Below are 15,393 nucleotides of genomic sequence, written 5' to 3'. Positions count from 1 at the left end.
AACCGACGGGACCGGCATGCGAGGGGGCAACCCGGTACGCCATGGTGCCGAAGCGCGAATCACTGTTCGTTTCGCCCCGGCAGGGCGACCATCAAACGCGACTTAAATGCTCGGCAGCGTACCGGCCGGCACGAGCGCGCTCAGTTGCCGCTGTGCAATGAGTTCGCTCGCGCCTTCGATGTCCGGGGCGAAATAGCGATCCTTATCGTAGAACGGAACCGACTGGCGCAGCAGTGCGCGGGCACGTTCCAGGACTGGCGTGGACTTCACACCCTCGCGGAAATCCAGGCCCTGAGCGGCGCTCAGCCATTCGATCGCGATGATGCCCTTGACGTTATCGGCCATCTCCCAAAGCCGCTTACCGGCGTTCGGGGCCATGGAGACGTGATCTTCCTGGTTGGCCGAGGTCGGGAGACTATCAACGCTGGCCGGATGTGCCAAGGCTTTATTGTCGGACGCGAGTGCCGCCGCAGTGACCTGCGCGATCATGAAGCCCGAATTCACGCCGCCGTTGGCCACGAGGAACGCGGGCAGCTGCGACATGTGCTTGTCCATCAGCAGGGAGATGCGACGCTCGCTCAGTGCGCCGATTTCGGCCAGCGCCAGGGCCAGATTGTCGGCCGCCATTGCGACCGGTTCCGCGTGGAAATTGCCGCCGGAAATCACGTCGCCCTGTTCCCAGAACACCAGCGGATTGTCCGACACGGCGTTCGCTTCTACGGCGAGGACTTCGGCTGCCTGACGGATCTGTGTCAGGCACGCGCCCATGACTTGCGGCTGGCAGCGCAGCGAATATGGGTCCTGCACCTTCTCGCAGTTGGCATGCGACTGGCCGACTTCACTCGTCTCACCGAGCAGGTGACGGAAGACCGCTGCCGCGTCGATCTGCCCGCGCTGACCGCGCGCCGCGTGGATGCGGGCGTCAAATGGAGCGCGTGAGCCGAGCATGGCTTCCACGGTCATGGCGCCGCAAACGCTGGCCGCCGCGTACATGTCTTCCGCTTCGAACAGACCGCGCAAGGCGTAGGCCGTCGAGACCTGTGTGCCATTGAGCAGCGCGAGGCCTTCCTTGGCCGCCAGCGTGAGCGGTTCGAGCCCGGCCACCGCCAGCGCCTCGCGTGCGTTCATCCACTGGCCGCGATAGCGGGCCTGACCTTCGCCCAGCAGCAACAGCGACATATGGGCAAGCGGGGCGAGGTCGCCGGATGCGCCGACCGAGCCCTTGAGCGGAATGCGCGGGTAGACCCCGGCGTTGACCAGCGCGACGAGCGCGTCGATCACCTTGCGGCGAATGCCCGAGAAGCCACGCGCCAGGCTGTTGATCTTGAGCACCATGACGAGACGCACGAGGGCGTCGTCGAGCGGCTCGCCGACACCCGCCGCGTGCGACAGCACGAGCGAGCGTTGCAGGTTTTCGAGGTCCTCGTGGGCGATGCGCGTCGACGCGAGCAGCCCGAAGCCGGTGTTGATGCCATAGGCGGTGCGGCCTTCTGCCACAATGCCTTCGACGCAGGCGACGCTCTTGTCGATGGCGGCATATGCCTTCTCGTCGAGCGTAACGGTGGTCGGGTTCTGATAGACGTCGCGCAGTTGCGCCAGCGTGAGTGTGCCGGGCGTCACGAACAGTTGTGCCATGGACGGAATTCCTTGATGCGACATAGTCGGAGTGTCTTGTCTTTTGTCGTTGCGCGGCTTACTTCGCCGTGCCCAGCATCGGCAGGTTAAGGCCATGCTCGCGGGCGCAGTCGATCGCGATGTCGTAGCCGGCATCGGCGTGACGCATCACGCCCGTGGCCGGATCGTTGTTCAGCACGCGGGCGATGCGCGCCGCCGCGGCATCGGTGCCGTCGCACACAATTACCACGCCGGCGTGCTGCGAGAAGCCCATGCCGACGCCACCGCCGTGGTGCAGCGAGACCCACGTTGCGCCGCTGGCCGTGTTGAGCAGGGCATTGAGCAGGGGCCAGTCGGAGACGGCGTCGGAGCCGTCGCGCATGGCTTCGGTTTCGCGGTTGGGGCTGGCGACCGAGCCGGAATCCAGATGGTCGCGGCCGATCACGACCGGTGCCGAGAGTTCTCCCGAGCGTACCATTTCGTTGAACGCCAGTCCCAGCTTTGCGCGCAGGCCCAGGCCCACCCAGCAGATGCGTGCCGGCAAGCCCTGGAAGCTGATGCGCTCGCGCGCCATGTCGAGCCAGCGATGCAGATGTGCGTCGTCCGGGATCAATTCCTTGACCTTGGCGTCGGTCTTGTAGATGTCTTGCGGATCCCCCGAGAGCGCAGCCCAGCGGAACGGGCCGACCCCGCGGCAGAACAGTGGACGAATATAGGCGGGCACGAAGCCGGGGAAATCGAATGCGTTCGCTACGCCTTCTTCCTTGGCCATCTGGCGGATGTTGTTGCCGTAGTCGAATGTCGGCACGCCCATGGCCTTGAAGTCGAGCATGGCCTTCACGTGCACGGCCATCGACTGCTTGGCGGCCTTCACGACTTCGGCGGGCTTCGAGCGGGCGCGTTCGCGGTACTCGTCCCATGTCCAGCCGATCGGCAAATAGCCATTGAGCGGATCGTGGGCGCTGGTCTGGTCGGTGACCATGTCCGGACGCACGCCGCGACGTACCAGCGCCGGCAGAATCTCGGCGGCATTGCCGCACAGTGCGATCGAGACCGCCTGACCTTCGGCGGTGTATCGGGCAATGCGCGCGAGCGCATCGTCGAGATCCTTGGCCTGCTCGTCCACATAACGCGTACGCAAACGGAAGTCGATGCTCGTCTGCTGGCATTCGACATTCAGCGAGCATGCGCCGGCCAGCGTGGCGGCCAGCGGTTGCGCGCCGCCCATGCCGCCAAGACCGGCGGTGAGTACCCAGCGGCCCTTCAGATTGCCGCCGTAATGCTGACGGCCCGCCTCCACGAACGTCTCGTAAGTCCCCTGTACGATGCCCTGGCTGCCGATGTAGATCCACGACCCGGCGGTCATCTGGCCGTACATGGCGAGCCCCCTGGCGTCGAGTTCGTTGAAGTGTTCCCAGGTGGCCCAGTGCGGCACCAGATTGGAGTTGGCGATGAGCACGCGCGGGGCGTCGGCATGGGTCTGGAACACACCGACCGGCTTGCCCGACTGGACCAGCAGCGTTTCGTCGTCGTTGAGGGTCTTGAGCGTTTCGACGATCTTGTCGAAGCATTCCCAGTTGCGCGCGGCGCGCCCAATGCCGCCGTAGACCACGAGGGCGTTTGGATTCTCGGCGACGTCCGGGTCGAGATTGTTCATCAACATGCGAAGCGGGGCTTCGGTCAGCCAGCTTTTGGCATTGAGCTGCGTGCCGCGCGGGGCGCGGATGGTGACGTCGCGGTATCGGGTGAATTGGCTCACTGTGATTCCTTTGGTTCTGAGCGGATAATGAGTTGTACAGTATTGTATATACAACTAACCGTGAACTAGGGTTTTCACGAAGGATGCTGTGCTGCCGGGAAGCGGAACGGGAAGCGGAACGGGAAAGGGTGGGACGGCGGGTGCGAGGCGGCGCGACCTGGAGGCGAGCGCGCCGCGACACCCGCGCAGAACCGCAGGCGGGGGCTGTGCGAGCTTACTCGGGGTCTCCGAAGCGGCCTTCGAGCCGGTGGCGCGATCCAGGGTGCAGCAGCCGGGCGACGGAGACGACCCGTTTGCCGGACCAGGTGCGCCGACGGATCAGCAGGCAGGGTTCGGTGCGCTGGATTTGCAGCATGTGCGCCTCGTCGGGCGTGGCCGTGACAGCCTCGACCACATGCTCACCGGACGTTAGCGGAGACGTACGCTGGAGATACACGTTAGGCGTGAGTTTGGTGAAGTCCTGTTCCAGGTAGTTCGGCGCGAGGGCCGGATTGACGAAGCGGTCTTCGATCTGCACCGGAATATTGTCCTGATAGTGCACGATCACCGAATGGAACAGCTTCTCGCGTTCCTGCAACCCCATGGCGAGCGCGCGTTCGGGGCCGGCCAGTTCCTCGCGCAGCAGCTTCACCTCGGCACGGTGGCGATGGCCGTGCCCGGAGATTTCGTCGGCAATATTGTTGACGGCCAGCAATGGCGAGTGCGATTTCGGCTCGGCGACGAACGTCCCCACGCCCTGCATACGTACGAGCCGGCCCTCGGCCGTGAGTTCGCGCAGTGCACGGTTGACCGTCATGCGACTCACGCCCGACTGTTCGACAAGCTCGTTTTCCGACGGCACGCGATGATGCGGCGGCCACGCACCGGTGTCGATCTGACGGCAGATGAACTGCTTTAGCTGCAAATAGCGGGGCGCAGGCCCTTGATCGGCAAGCGTTTCAACAGTCGGCTGAGCGGTTTGACGTGGCACCTTGTTGGCCTCTCCGGTCACGTGTGTGCGGGTGGGAAAGCCTGAAGGATAAGCCAATCGTCTGCCGTGGAGGAAAAAAACGGTATGCCCGCACCCAGTGCCGCATGAGCGCAAGATGCACAGCATCGTGCCGATGGGAAAGCGTGCCACGAGATGTCGGGATCGGCGCCGCCTTCGCGCGACAGAATGCCGTGCTCCTGATTGGCGCCGTTCAGAGAACGTTCGGAGAGCGTTCAGGCGAGCGCTTGACGCAGCGTGGCGTCGGCCACGCGAATTTGCCTGGGAATCAGCCGAAGTTGCAAGAACGTATCGGCGATCCGCTGTTGCGCGGCCAGCACCGGCTCGGATACCGGCCTGTAGATGTGCGCGTAGTGGCGCAAGCCCTTTTCGACGATTTTCGCGTCGAGTCCCTGAATCGGCGCGAGTTGCGCTGCCGCGCCCGCATAGTCTCCCCGAATTTGCTGGCCGGTCTGTCCTAGCGATTCGAGCGTGGCCTTGATGATGTCGCCGCGCTTGCTCGCGAATGCGCGCTGGCTCAGGAAAAACTGATGGTGGTCGGCAGCGCCTTCGGCGTTCGCGAGCAGCCGCACGGGACTTTGATCGAGGACCGCGGTGAGGAACGGGTCCCAGATGGCCCATGCATCGACCGAACCGCGTTCGAGCGCGGCGCGTGCGTCGGCTGGCGCAAGAAATACCGGGCTGACATCGCCATAGTCCAGACCGTGCTTGCGCAGCAGCGCGACGAGAAACCAATGGACGTCCGACCCCTTGTTGAGCGCGACGCGTTTGCCGCGCAGATCGGCAACCGTTTTGATCGTCGACGATTTTGCGACGACCACGCCTTCGGCGAGCGGTGTCGGAACTTCATAGGCGCTGTAGACGAAGTCGGCCCCAGCGGCCTGGGCGAAGACGGGCGGCGCTTCGCCCACATAGCCGAAGTCGATGGCGCCGACGTTAAGCGCTTCGAGCAGTTGCGGCCCCGCGGCGAATTCGGCCCACGCCACTTCCACGCCGAGTGGGCGCAAGCGCGCCTCTAGCGATCCATTTGCCTTGGCGAGCACCAGCGTGCTTGCCGCCTTTTGGTAGCCGATGCGGAATTTGCCGGGTTCATAGGCCGCACGGGCGGACAGCGAGGGCAGCGCACTCGACGCCGCACCGGCACCGAGCATGGACAGGAAGTGACGACGAGAGCGTGGATCGAGCGGTTTCATGAGCGTTGCCCCGTTTGACGTTCTTTCATTATCCGGGTGGCGTTGCGTGGGGCAACGAAGCGATTGTGCTTTGGATATTCACGGCTGCGGTGCGATGTAAGCAACGCAAAGTGGAATCGGCTCGGCACCGCCGTGGTAGGCAAACGGTACCGTTTCCTGCGCCTCGATCGTCAGCGACGGCCACATCGCCAGCGTTCGGGAGAAGCTCGTTCGCCGGCACGACTGGCCGGGATGCCCGAGCAGAATCGCCCCTCGCGCCTGCACCTCGGTCTCGTCCAGATCCTTCGTATAAATATTGGGCCGATGTGTGACCGACCAGCGGGTCAGCAGGTGCGGATTACCGGGCGCGTAGAACGTCAGCCAACTGGCGAGATGGTCATGGCCCACGAAAGTCAAGGGCGTGCGGTAGCGTGCCTGCCATCGCTGTTCCAGCATGAGGCTCGCGGCTTTGATGCCGGCGAACTTCTGCCCGGCATTGCGCAGGTTCGTGCCGAGGACGGTGGCGTAACCGATCAGGACCATCAGGCCGACGGCGGGAAGCCAGCGCGAAATCCGCCGGGCGCGTTTCGCCGTCGCGGGCACGACGCAGGCGACCAGCAGCGCGGGCAGCGGCAGGGCGAAAGGTTGCAGCCATTCGGAGATGCGTCCGCCCTCGTGTAGCGTGAAGTACACCAGAATCGGAAGGAGCGGCGGCAGCACGACGCAGGCGACGAGCCTCGCCGCCGAAGACGGCAGACGCAAACGCAGACCGGCCAGATGCATGACGAGCGCCAACGTGGCGACGGGATAGAACGCGGTGAGCGCACCGCGCAGGCCACGCAGGTTCAGCCGTTGCCGTATCTGGTCGTCGACCCATCGGAACGCGGCGAAATCATGCTCGAAGAGCCAGCACACGTTGGGTGTCACGAGGGCGACGAAGATCGCCACGCCGAGCCAAAAGCCCGGATGACGGTAATGGCGGCGCATCCCGGGCGAGCGCAGCGTGACGACCCAAACCGGCGCCAACAGGGCAAACGTCGAATACTTGGTCATGGCGGCCAGCCCCGCAACCACGCCGAACGCGACCCAGAATCGAGGGGAATCGCACGTCGCGCGCACGAACAGCCAGAGCATCCATGGCCACAGCATGACCAGCAGGTAGTTGTCGTTGTACGGCAGGATATCGATATTGATCGCGCCCGTCAGATGCAGACCGAGCATCGCGAGCCATGCCAGACGGGCGTCGCCGGACAGGCGTCTGGCAAGGTGCCACACGCCCAGCATGCCGAGGGCAGCGGCGGCGAAGTGCGACGCGTACCAATAGAACGCCAGCCCCTGGCCGCTCAGTCCCAGCGCCGGCCACATGGAAAAGCCGACGAGCCACGGGTTTTTCGGTGTCCCCCATTCGGTATTGCGTGCCCAGTTGAATGCCTCGACCGCATCGAACGGAACGGTCGGGTCGAGCGTTGCGCTGACGATCGTCCAGACGAAGGCGTAAAGCGTCACATAAAGCGACGGCGAGTATCGAACGGTCGTGGCGGCACGTCGCGCGAAGGCGCGTGCGGACATGGTGCGCCGGGGCGGCGCGAAGACCGGTGGGGTCGTGGAAGCGTCGTGTTTTGGCATGCGCGCTTCGACTGGCCGAAGACGCACATGTTCATCACGTTATTTTGCGGTCCAAACCAAATGAAGCGGATCGAAAATGTGACGTAGGCGATTGTTTCTATTAGCTTTTGTTGTCGGATTTGTGCCGCGGAAAGGGCGGCGCCGGATACAAGCGTTCACAGACGTGAACAATTGAAAACGAATGAAAAAGGAAGACAACAAATTTTCGACTGCCGCCGGCGAACGTCATGCAATTTCGGCAGGCGCGTCCACGATCCATGCCCGGTTCACGCGCCGGATACGTTGATCGACGAAGTATCCGCCGCCTTCCTGATAGCGAAGATAAAGGCGGCCGCAGTCGCGGCACCGGCACAGGTTCGCCCGGTTGTAAGGGAAGTAGCGCGGCGCGATCGGCGCATTGGCGGCCCAGTAGGAGGTGCCGTCCGGATGATATTCGGCGAAGGTCGGCTCCTGCGTATCGTGTCGATCGAACAACGTGCCGACGGCTTCCAGCTGGGTATCGGGCAGGGAGTTGGGCAGGCTCGCCCAGCCGTCGAGCGGCGTCCTGGTGCACTGGCAATCGGTGGAAGGATCACCGGCGGCGTCGGCATGGGCAACGAACGCAGCGTAATCGAGGTAAGGAAGGTCGCGCATGGGAGGTTCGGGTGGTTGCGTGCCGTGAGCGCCCATGTCGGGCGCAATGCGATGGTGTGCGATATGGTAACGCGACGGCGCGGATGGGGCACGCCCGGCACGCCGAAAAATCATTTCAGATGTTAATATTCCCCGTTCGCCCGTGGCCTAGTGAGGGCGGATGTTATGGATAACAAGACAATGATTTCATCAGGAGGGTATGTGTTCGAAATGTTCCGTCGATATGGTGCGGGTCTGGCGCAAAAGGTGCCGACGGTCGCCGCAGGGCTGGTGACGGCGCTCGCGCTGGCCGGCGCAAGCGCGCATGCGAGCGAGGTGGTGTCGAGCGAGGTCTATAGCAAGCATCTGTCGCGCCCGTTGACCTACAACGTCTATCTGCCGACCGGTTACGAGACCAGCGGCAAGACCACCTACCCGGTGCTTTACCTGCTGCATGGCAACGACGGCGTGAAGAACGATTGGGTCGTCAAGGGACATATGCAGTCCACGATGGACAAGCTGATCGGCCACGGCGACATTCCGCCTGCCATCGTCATCATGCCCGACGCCAACACCAACTGGTACGTCGATCTGAAGGAGCGCATGGAGACGGCCTTCTTCGGCGAGCTGATCCCGCACGTCGAGAAAACCTACCGCACGATCAAGACGCGCGACGGCCGTCTGATCGGTGGTCTGTCCATGGGGGGCTACGGCGCCATGAGTTACGCGCTGAAGTATCCGGAGAAGTTCAAGGCGGCGGCCCTGCTCAGCCCGGCCATCTATAACCCCGAGCCGCCCAGGGATTCGTCGGCACGGTTCGTGAAGGTCTTCGCCGAGCCGAACGGCAACGGCGAGTACAGCGCTCGCGTCTGGCAGCAGAACAACTATCCGGCGTATTTCGACGAGTTCCTGAAGAAGGGCATCAAGGTGCCGATGTACATCAACTCGGGCGACGACGACGATTTCAACATCGAGATGGAAGCGACGCGCTTTTACGAATTGTTGCGCGCGAACAAGCAGCCGGCAGAACTGCGCATTGTCGACGGCAAGCACGAATGGTCCGTGTGGTCGAGCACCCTGGCCGACGCACTGAAGTACATCTTCCGCGACGTGCAGCGCCCGCAGCGCAACGACTGAGTAGCAACAACGTCTGTTCACGTCCCGCCATGCGCCGGACGTGACGCGGCCCCGCATGCACCGGCAATGGCTGCGGCGGGGCCGTTGCTGCTCACCGCGTCGGGCTTACCGCGAGTCGTTGCGTTCACACGGTTCACAGCGAGCGTTCGATGGCCTGACCGAGAAGCGAGAGGCCCAGATCGATTTCCGCTTCGCTCACGGTCAGCGGCGGCGCGATGCGGAACACGCCGCCCATGCCCGGCAACTGCACGACGTTCATGCTCAGGCCGAGGTTCATGCACTCGCGGGTGATCTTCGCACCGAGGCCGTCCGCCGGCGCCTTGCTGTGGCGGTCCTTGACGATTTCCACGCCGAGCAGCAAACCGCGTCCGCGCACGTCACCCACGCACTCGAAACGCTCCATCAGCCCAAGCAGACCATTACGCAGACGCTCGCCAAGTACGTTCGCGCGAGCGACGAGATTGTCGCGCACGACGACGTCCAGCACGCGCAGGCCCACCGCAGCCGGCAACGGGTCGGAGACGTGCGTGGTGTAGAACAGATAGCCGCGTTCGTGCGCGCGTTCCTCGATCTGTGCCGAAGTGACGACGGCGGCGAGCGGCAACCCGGCCCCGAGTGTCTTCGAGAGCGTGAGGATGTCCGGCGTCACGCCGTCGCGCTCGAACGCGAACATCGTCCCCGTGCGGCCGATGCCGGTCTGCGCTTCGTCCAGAATCAGCAGCATGCCGCGTTCCTCGCACTTGCGCTTGAGCGCCGCGAGATAGCCTGGCGGCAGTTCGATGATGCCGCCGGAGCTGAGAATCGGTTCGGCAATGAAAGCTGCCAGATTGCCGCTGGATTGACGGTCGATCAGATCGAACGCGTAGTCGAGTTCGGCGAGATAGTCGTACTGGCCTGGCGGGCCGAAGCGCGGCCGGTAGGTAAACGGCGCCGGAATGGCGAAGGAACCCACCGCTGCCGGCCCCGCGCCCTTGCGTCCCGCGCTGTAGGTGGCCGATGCGGCTGCGCCCGTCATCCCGTGCCATGACTGCGCAAAGCCCACGACTTCGTACTTGCCGGTTACGAGCTTGGCCATGCGAATGGCGGCCTCGTTCGACTCGGCGCCCGTGCTCAGCAGCATTACCCGCTCCAGCCCGTCGGGGGTCATCTCCGCCAGACGCGTCGCGAGGTCCACCACGGGCCGGGATAGCATGCCGCTGAACAGATGATCGAGCTTCCCAATGGATTCGGTTACGGCCGAGACAATATCCGGATGACTGTGCCCGAGCACCGCACTCATTTGTCCCGAGGTGAAGTCGAGGATCGCGCGGCCGTTCGCGTCGTAGACGAAACTGCCCTGAGCCCGCTCGACGATCATCGGCTCGAAGGTGCCGCCGTAGCGGATCAGATGCTGGCGGGCATTACGCCAGAAATCGGCGTCTTGGTTCGTGAGCACGGCAGGACTCTCCAAAGATTCGGGCGGGGTGCGAAGCGCGTGGGACAACTACCGCTTGCAGTCTAAGCAGCCCTCTGCTTTCATGAAAGCGAATAATGCTAATGAAAGATAGAAGCGAGGCTAATACCTTGAGTTCGTCTCTGGAAATCGATTTGCTACGTTCGCTCGTGGCAATTGCGCAGGCCGGATCGTTAAGCCGGGCGTCGCAGCGCCTTGCCCGCACGCAGTCGGCGCTGAGTCAGCAGATGAAACGTTTGGAAGCGACCGTGGAGCAGCCGCTGCTTGAGCGCACCGGACGCGGTGTGGTGTTGACCGGGCCGGGGGAGCGGCTGCTGGCGCACGCCGAGCGCATTCTGCGCGCGCATGACGAGGCGATGGCCGACATGTCGGGCCGTGGGCTGAACGGCACGATCCGGTTCGGATGTCCCGACGATTATGCCGCTGCCTTTTTGCCCCATTTGCTGCGAACGTTCGCGGTAATGCATCCGCACGCGTCGGTCGAGGTCATTTGCGAGCCAACGCCGCGTTTGCTTGAGCAGCTGTCGCGCCATGCCGTCGATCTGGCGTTGATTTCGTTGCCCGAAGGCGTGGACGAGCCCAATGTGATCCGGCGCGAGCCATTGGTGTGGATCGGCAGCCCCGGGCTCGATGCCATGCTCTCGGCCCCCGGTCAGCCGCTGCCGCTGGCGCTCTCCGATCCCGATACGCTCGACCATATCGCGGCGTGCGAAGCGCTGGCGAAAGCCGGGCGCGCCTACCGGATCGCTTATGCAAGCAGCAATCTGGCGGGATTGACCGCGCTCGCGCGCTCCGGTCAGGCCTTTGCCGTCATGACCCAGACGGCGGTGCCTGCGGACTTACGCATTGTTACAGGTGATACCTTGCCGGCCTTGCCCACGGTGGGGATTACGGTAAAGTTCGATCGCGCACGTCCCGGACACCTGAGCGTGGCGTTTGCCGAGCATATTCGGCAGACGCTGGCCGTGATGTAAGACCGGGTCTGCCGGACCGGACGACGGCACGCGTTCCCGTCCGGACGAATTTGAAGCACAATTGCGCGTTGCTTCATTTCATAGAATTCGGGTTCCAGGCATTGGGGGCATCGATGGCCGGAAACCCGGAGTTAATCAGCTTTTTTGCATTGAGGTCGATATGTTGGCGCGTTTAATGGCGTTTCTTCTGGTGGTCGGTTCGTTGTTTGCTCTGGCCGGCTGCAATACCGTTGACGGCGTCGGGCAGGATATTTCGGGGGCGGCACGCACCGTCAAGCGCGCGCTGTAAGACTTATCCGACGCGAGCGAGTGCGGCATTCACCCGAACCGGCCTGTCTTGCGGCAAGCTCGCTTCGTCGACGCTTAACGACGCCACCACGCCGGGCTCGAAGATCAGGCAATACGTCGAGCCGCCGTATTGGAAGTACCCCAGCGGATCGCCTTTCCTGACCCGTCTCTCGCGCTCCACCTGAAGCACGCAGGAGGACACGTCCCCCATGCCGACGAACAGGCACCCGAGCGTGCCGATGGCCGGATCGTCCGCCTTGATGACCACGACTGCCCGCGTGGCCGTTGCCGTGAGGTAGCCCTGCGAGTCATTGAGGCCCGCCTGATCCTCGCCCTCGTATTCCGTTTCCGAAAAATACGTTCCCGGCAGCCGGTACGACGCGATGACCGTCCCGTCGATGGGGGCATGCCAGCGGTGATAGTCGTAGGCGCTCAGATAGGCCTGATAGACCAATCCGCCCGCAAACGGCGCGGCCAGCGCCTTGTGCGACCCTCCGAACATGTCGACCAGCGAATAGGGTTGCGACTTGATCCAGAAGGCATCGCGCATGCGGACGTCGCGTCGCACGTGATAGGGCGTACTTTCGCAGGCGTTGACGACGATACGCGAGTCGCCGGGCGAGGCCACCGGCCGCGCATCGGGCTTGAATCGCCGGGTGAAAAAGGCGTTCCATGAATCGAAGCCGCCAAACGGCTGCGACAGATCCACCTCGAATTCGGCAAGTCGCAGGCGCTCCCGCGCGGCGGCGCTCAGCCAGCCGTCCGGCGCGCGTGTATTGAGGTAGGTTCGCGACTCGGGGCCGCTGAGAAACTGACACCATTGCGCCAGTACGTCGCGCATGCAGCGATTGAGTTCCGGATCGCGAAAGAACGCATATCCGGCAGGCACGCACATCAGCCAGTCGAGCAGGGCGTTGAGCGGACAGACGATGAGACTCTTGTCGTCGAACGCGGGCGCGGTCGTGACCACGAAATCGATGGTCCGAATCAGTGTGTCGACATCTTCGTATCCCAGACGGTGACCATCGTCCAGCGCTTGCGAGATGGCGCGATTGAGGTCCATGCGCCGCACCGGATCGTCGACGATGCAGGCCCTCAGCCGCCCAACGGCGGGGCTTGGCGGTTCGGTGACCGAGCGATGCCGGGCGCGTCGCACGAATTCGGCACGCAGATCGGCGATGGCCGATTCGTTTTCGGTGATCCACGCACCGAGGCGGCGGCGGGAGGACGGTGTACCGGATTGCGACGGTGAACGGTCGGTTGACGTCATGGTGTCGAAGATCCTCCTGAGTCAGAACGCGGGGCCGAAGTCCTTCTCGTTACATCTCACAGCAAGTTTCATGCGCACGCGTTCGGGTCCGCGCAATCGCCCGTGGCTTGTCGGCAATCGCCCGCAACGTCGCGATTCAAGCCGCTCGGCGCATGGACTTGGTACAAATCGATGTAGTTTTCGCTGGGGTGGGCGGATTTTCCGTGCCACGCCTCCTTGCCGCGTCTCCTTGCAAGCGCCGAAACGCGTTCGCGGGACACTAATCTCGCACCAAGGTGTGGCATGGGGGCCCGTGTCTCCCGTCGATCAGCCGACTTCACCGTCGATTCGCCGAATCTGCGGCGGTATTCGCGCTGTGTCTCAAGTTTTCCGGGTTCGCGCCGTTGGAGCCGCTAACGCCGTCGCGCAAGCGGGTATTTCGTGCGCGGCGGCCAACGGCGGCTCCCGCGACCGGCGGCGGCGAACAGGAAAGAAAGGCGAAAGCGCAAATGTTGAAAAATTGGACGATTCGTTGGCGGCTGCGTCTGGCCGTGGCAGGCCTGGCCTGCCTGGTGCTCATCATCGGAGGCCTTGCGCTGCTCGGACTGAGAGACACTGTCGGCAGTTTGCGCGAGGTGTACGGCAAGGAGCTGGCGAGTACGCGGTGGCTGGGTGAATCGGAAGTTCACATCGGCCGCGCGCGTGCCGTGGTATTGCGTGCGCCGCAGGCGCCGAGCGACGAGATCAAGGCGGCCGACGTCAGGAAAGGCACCGAATACTGGACGGAGTCGGAGAAAGCGTGGCAGGCCTATCTGGCGCTGCCGTCCGATGCCGAGGAGCAACGTCTCGCCGCACAGGTCACGAGTGCGCGGCAGGCGCTCAAGGAGGCGTTCTCGCTGCTCCAGAACAGCATTGCCGCGGGACAGACCGATGGGTACTACGCGCAGGCGGCCGTGCTTGGCAAGCGCTACACGTCTTACGTCGATGCCAACGATGCGCTCAAGGCGCTGTATGACGCACGGGCCAAATCGAGCTTCGATTCGGCCGTCTCGACGTACGACCGGCTGTTTGCCGTGACGCTTTGCGCCATTGTCTTCGCCGTCGTCGCCGCCATTTTGACGGCGCGCTCGTTGAACCGTGCCATTACCCGTCCGCTCGATGAGGTCCTCGAACACTTCGACGAGATTGCCCAGGGCGATCTGCAACGCCCGGTGCCCGTGACGTCGAACGACGAGATGGGGCGTCTGCTGGGGGCGCTTGGCCGGATGAAGGCGCAACTCGACGAGACGGTCGCCAGGGTGCGCAAAAGCGCAGAGGCCATCTCTGCCAGTGCGCGGGAGATTGCGGCGGGCAATCTGGACCTGTCGGCGCGTACCGAGCAGCAGGCCGCGTCGCTCGAAGAAACGGCGGCGAGCATGGTGCAACTGACGGGCACCGTGCGGCAGAACATGGAACATGCGCGACAGGCTAACCAGTTGGCGCGTCAGGCCAGCGAGCAGACCGGCGCGGGCGACACGGCGATGGTCGAGGTCACGGAGACGATGCGCGCCATCGACGCCGGTTCGGCGAAAATCCGCGACATCATCGCACTCATCGACGGGATTGCGTTTCAGACCAATATCCTCGCGCTGAACGCCGCCGTGGAGGCGGCGCGTGCGGGCGAGCAGGGACGAGGTTTCGCCGTCGTGGCGGGCGAGGTGCGCACGCTGGCGCAGCGCTCGGCCAGTGCCGCTCGCGACATCAAGACGCTGATCGAGTCGTCGGCGGAGCGTTCGGCGCAGGGCAGCCGGATCGTCGGTGAGGCAGGGGCCGCGATGCACTCCATTGCGACCAGCGTGCAACGGGTGACGGACATCATGGCCGAAATTTCGGCGGCGTCGGAAGAGCAGACGGCGGGCATCGATCAGGTCGCGCGCGCGGTCACGCAGATGGACGAGGTCACGCAGCAGAATGCGGCGCTCGTCGAGCAGGCGTCGGCAGCGGCGCAGTCGCTGGCCGAACAGGCCGAATCGCTCAAAGCCGCCGTTGCCGTATTTCGTCTGAGCGGCGAACCCGGATCGATTAACCTACACGTTCCTTACCACGAACGCCTGCCCGGCGCCCTCCATCCATGAGTCAGCAAAAGCCTGTCGAGTACGCGTGCGCCTCGCCTGACGTCAAAGCGGTTTTCGACGACATCAAGGCCACGCGCGGTGTGCCCGACGTCAACAACTTCTGGAAGTACATTGCGCAGCATCCGCCAACACTGGAGCGGACCTGGGGCAGCCTCAAGGACATCATGTCCGCCGGGGCACTCGATCCGCTGGTCAAGGAGCTGATCTACGTTGCGGTGAGCGTCACCAACAACTGCGGATACTGTGTCGCAAGCCATACGGCGGCGGCACGTCGTGCCGGCATGACGGACGACATGTTCGGCGAGTTGCTGGCCGTCGTCGGTATGGCCAACGAAACCAACCGGCTCGCCGTCGGTTATCGCGTACCGGTCGATCCGGCTTTCGAATAGCGGGATGGGCGCACCGGC

Annotated in this window: 12 protein-coding genes and 1 pseudogene; 4 read left to right on the top strand and 9 right to left on the bottom strand. The window is 63.9% G+C overall.

The genetic code is table 11. The features are described 5' to 3' along the window. Positions 1-102: 102 nt before the first annotated feature. The 7 genes and pseudogenes from hutH to AB870_RS11440 all read right to left on the bottom strand — a co-directional run bounded on the left by hutH (position 103) and on the right by AB870_RS11440 (position 7,792). On the bottom strand, positions 103-1,635 hold the full coding sequence (hutH, locus tag AB870_RS11465) for a histidine ammonia-lyase (RefSeq protein ID WP_047908086.1): 1,533 nt from the start codon (positions 1,633-1,635) through the stop codon (positions 103-105). Between the two features lie 58 nt (positions 1,636-1,693). Continuing rightward, positions 1,694-3,373: a urocanate hydratase gene (gene hutU, locus AB870_RS11460; protein ID WP_047908085.1), complete on the bottom strand. Its 1,680-nt coding sequence runs from the start codon at positions 3,371-3,373 to the stop codon at positions 1,694-1,696. A 214-nt stretch (positions 3,374-3,587) separates the two neighbouring features. Then, positions 3,588-4,343 (bottom strand): histidine utilization repressor, encoded by a 756-nt coding sequence (gene hutC, locus AB870_RS11455; protein ID WP_047909125.1) that lies wholly within the window; start codon positions 4,341-4,343, stop codon positions 3,588-3,590. A 93-nt stretch (positions 4,344-4,436) separates the two neighbouring features. Then, positions 4,437-4,558: pseudogene (locus AB870_RS27535) on the bottom strand (DSD1 family PLP-dependent enzyme); the annotation flags it as partial. A gap of 18 nt (positions 4,559-4,576) precedes the next feature. Further along, positions 4,577-5,554, bottom strand: coding sequence for an aliphatic sulfonate ABC transporter substrate-binding protein (locus tag AB870_RS11450; RefSeq protein WP_047908084.1), 978 nt, complete (start codon positions 5,552-5,554; stop codon positions 4,577-4,579). A 78-nt stretch (positions 5,555-5,632) separates the two neighbouring features. Then, positions 5,633-7,159: a glycosyltransferase family 39 protein gene (locus AB870_RS11445; protein WP_197683859.1), complete on the bottom strand. Its 1,527-nt coding sequence runs from the start codon at positions 7,157-7,159 to the stop codon at positions 5,633-5,635. A gap of 225 nt (positions 7,160-7,384) precedes the next feature. Next, positions 7,385-7,792 (bottom strand): hypothetical protein, encoded by a 408-nt coding sequence (locus AB870_RS11440; RefSeq protein WP_047909124.1) that lies wholly within the window; start codon positions 7,790-7,792, stop codon positions 7,385-7,387. 210 nt (positions 7,793-8,002) lie between these two features. Between AB870_RS11440 and AB870_RS11435 the strand changes: the two genes are divergently transcribed. Then, positions 8,003-8,908, top strand: a complete 906-nt coding sequence (locus AB870_RS11435) for an alpha/beta hydrolase (protein ID WP_047909123.1) — start codon at positions 8,003-8,005, stop codon at positions 8,906-8,908. Positions 8,909-9,041: 133 nt separating this feature from the next. On the opposite strand, the gene AB870_RS11430 is transcribed toward AB870_RS11435, so the two are convergent. Further along, complete coding sequence (locus AB870_RS11430; RefSeq protein WP_047908082.1) at positions 9,042-10,343, bottom strand: aspartate aminotransferase family protein; 1,302 nt, start codon at positions 10,341-10,343, stop codon at positions 9,042-9,044. 101 nt (positions 10,344-10,444) lie between these two features. Between AB870_RS11430 and AB870_RS11425 the strand changes: the two genes are divergently transcribed. Further along, positions 10,445-11,335, top strand: coding sequence for a LysR substrate-binding domain-containing protein (locus AB870_RS11425; RefSeq protein ID WP_047908081.1), 891 nt, complete (start codon positions 10,445-10,447; stop codon positions 11,333-11,335). Positions 11,336-11,627: 292 nt separating this feature from the next. Here AB870_RS11425 and AB870_RS11420 read toward each other — a convergent pair whose 3' ends face one another. Next, positions 11,628-12,893: a phosphatidylserine decarboxylase family protein gene (locus tag AB870_RS11420; protein WP_047908080.1), complete on the bottom strand. Its 1,266-nt coding sequence runs from the start codon at positions 12,891-12,893 to the stop codon at positions 11,628-11,630. 488 nt (positions 12,894-13,381) lie between these two features. Between AB870_RS11420 and AB870_RS27410 the strand changes: the two genes are divergently transcribed. Then, a complete protein-coding gene (locus tag AB870_RS27410; RefSeq protein WP_071386868.1) occupies positions 13,382-14,986 on the top strand; it encodes a methyl-accepting chemotaxis protein in 1,605 nt (534 codons plus the stop codon). Beyond that, a complete protein-coding gene (locus AB870_RS11410; RefSeq protein ID WP_047908079.1) occupies positions 14,983-15,375 on the top strand; it encodes a carboxymuconolactone decarboxylase family protein in 393 nt (130 codons plus the stop codon). The genes AB870_RS27410 and AB870_RS11410 overlap by 4 nt, the downstream gene beginning before the upstream one ends. The last annotated feature ends 18 nt before the right edge of the window (positions 15,376-15,393 follow it).

Origin of the sequence: Pandoraea faecigallinarum, assembly GCF_001029105.3 — a bacterium.
Lineage (GTDB): Bacteria > Pseudomonadota > Gammaproteobacteria > Burkholderiales > Burkholderiaceae > Pandoraea > Pandoraea faecigallinarum.
This window is presented reverse-complemented; position numbering and strand designations above follow the sequence as displayed.

Coding starts and splice junctions, on each gene's coding strand:
- AB870_RS11420 (WP_047908080.1), bottom strand. CDS start 12,893: ATGACGTCAACCGACCGTTCACCGTCGCAATCCGGTACACCGTCCTCC.
- hutH (WP_047908086.1), bottom strand. CDS start 1,635: ATGGCACAACTGTTCGTGACGCCCGGCACACTCACGCTGGCGCAACTG.
- AB870_RS11440 (WP_047909124.1), bottom strand. CDS start 7,792: ATGCGCGACCTTCCTTACCTCGATTACGCTGCGTTCGTTGCCCATGCC.
- AB870_RS11435 (WP_047909123.1), top strand. CDS start 8,003: ATGTTCCGTCGATATGGTGCGGGTCTGGCGCAAAAGGTGCCGACGGTC.
- AB870_RS11410 (WP_047908079.1), top strand. CDS start 14,983: ATGAGTCAGCAAAAGCCTGTCGAGTACGCGTGCGCCTCGCCTGACGTC.
- AB870_RS27410 (WP_071386868.1), top strand. CDS start 13,382: ATGTTGAAAAATTGGACGATTCGTTGGCGGCTGCGTCTGGCCGTGGCA.
- AB870_RS11425 (WP_047908081.1), top strand. CDS start 10,445: ATGAAAGATAGAAGCGAGGCTAATACCTTGAGTTCGTCTCTGGAAATC.
- AB870_RS11450 (WP_047908084.1), bottom strand. CDS start 5,554: ATGAAACCGCTCGATCCACGCTCTCGTCGTCACTTCCTGTCCATGCTC.
- AB870_RS11445 (WP_197683859.1), bottom strand. CDS start 7,159: ATGCCAAAACACGACGCTTCCACGACCCCACCGGTCTTCGCGCCGCCC.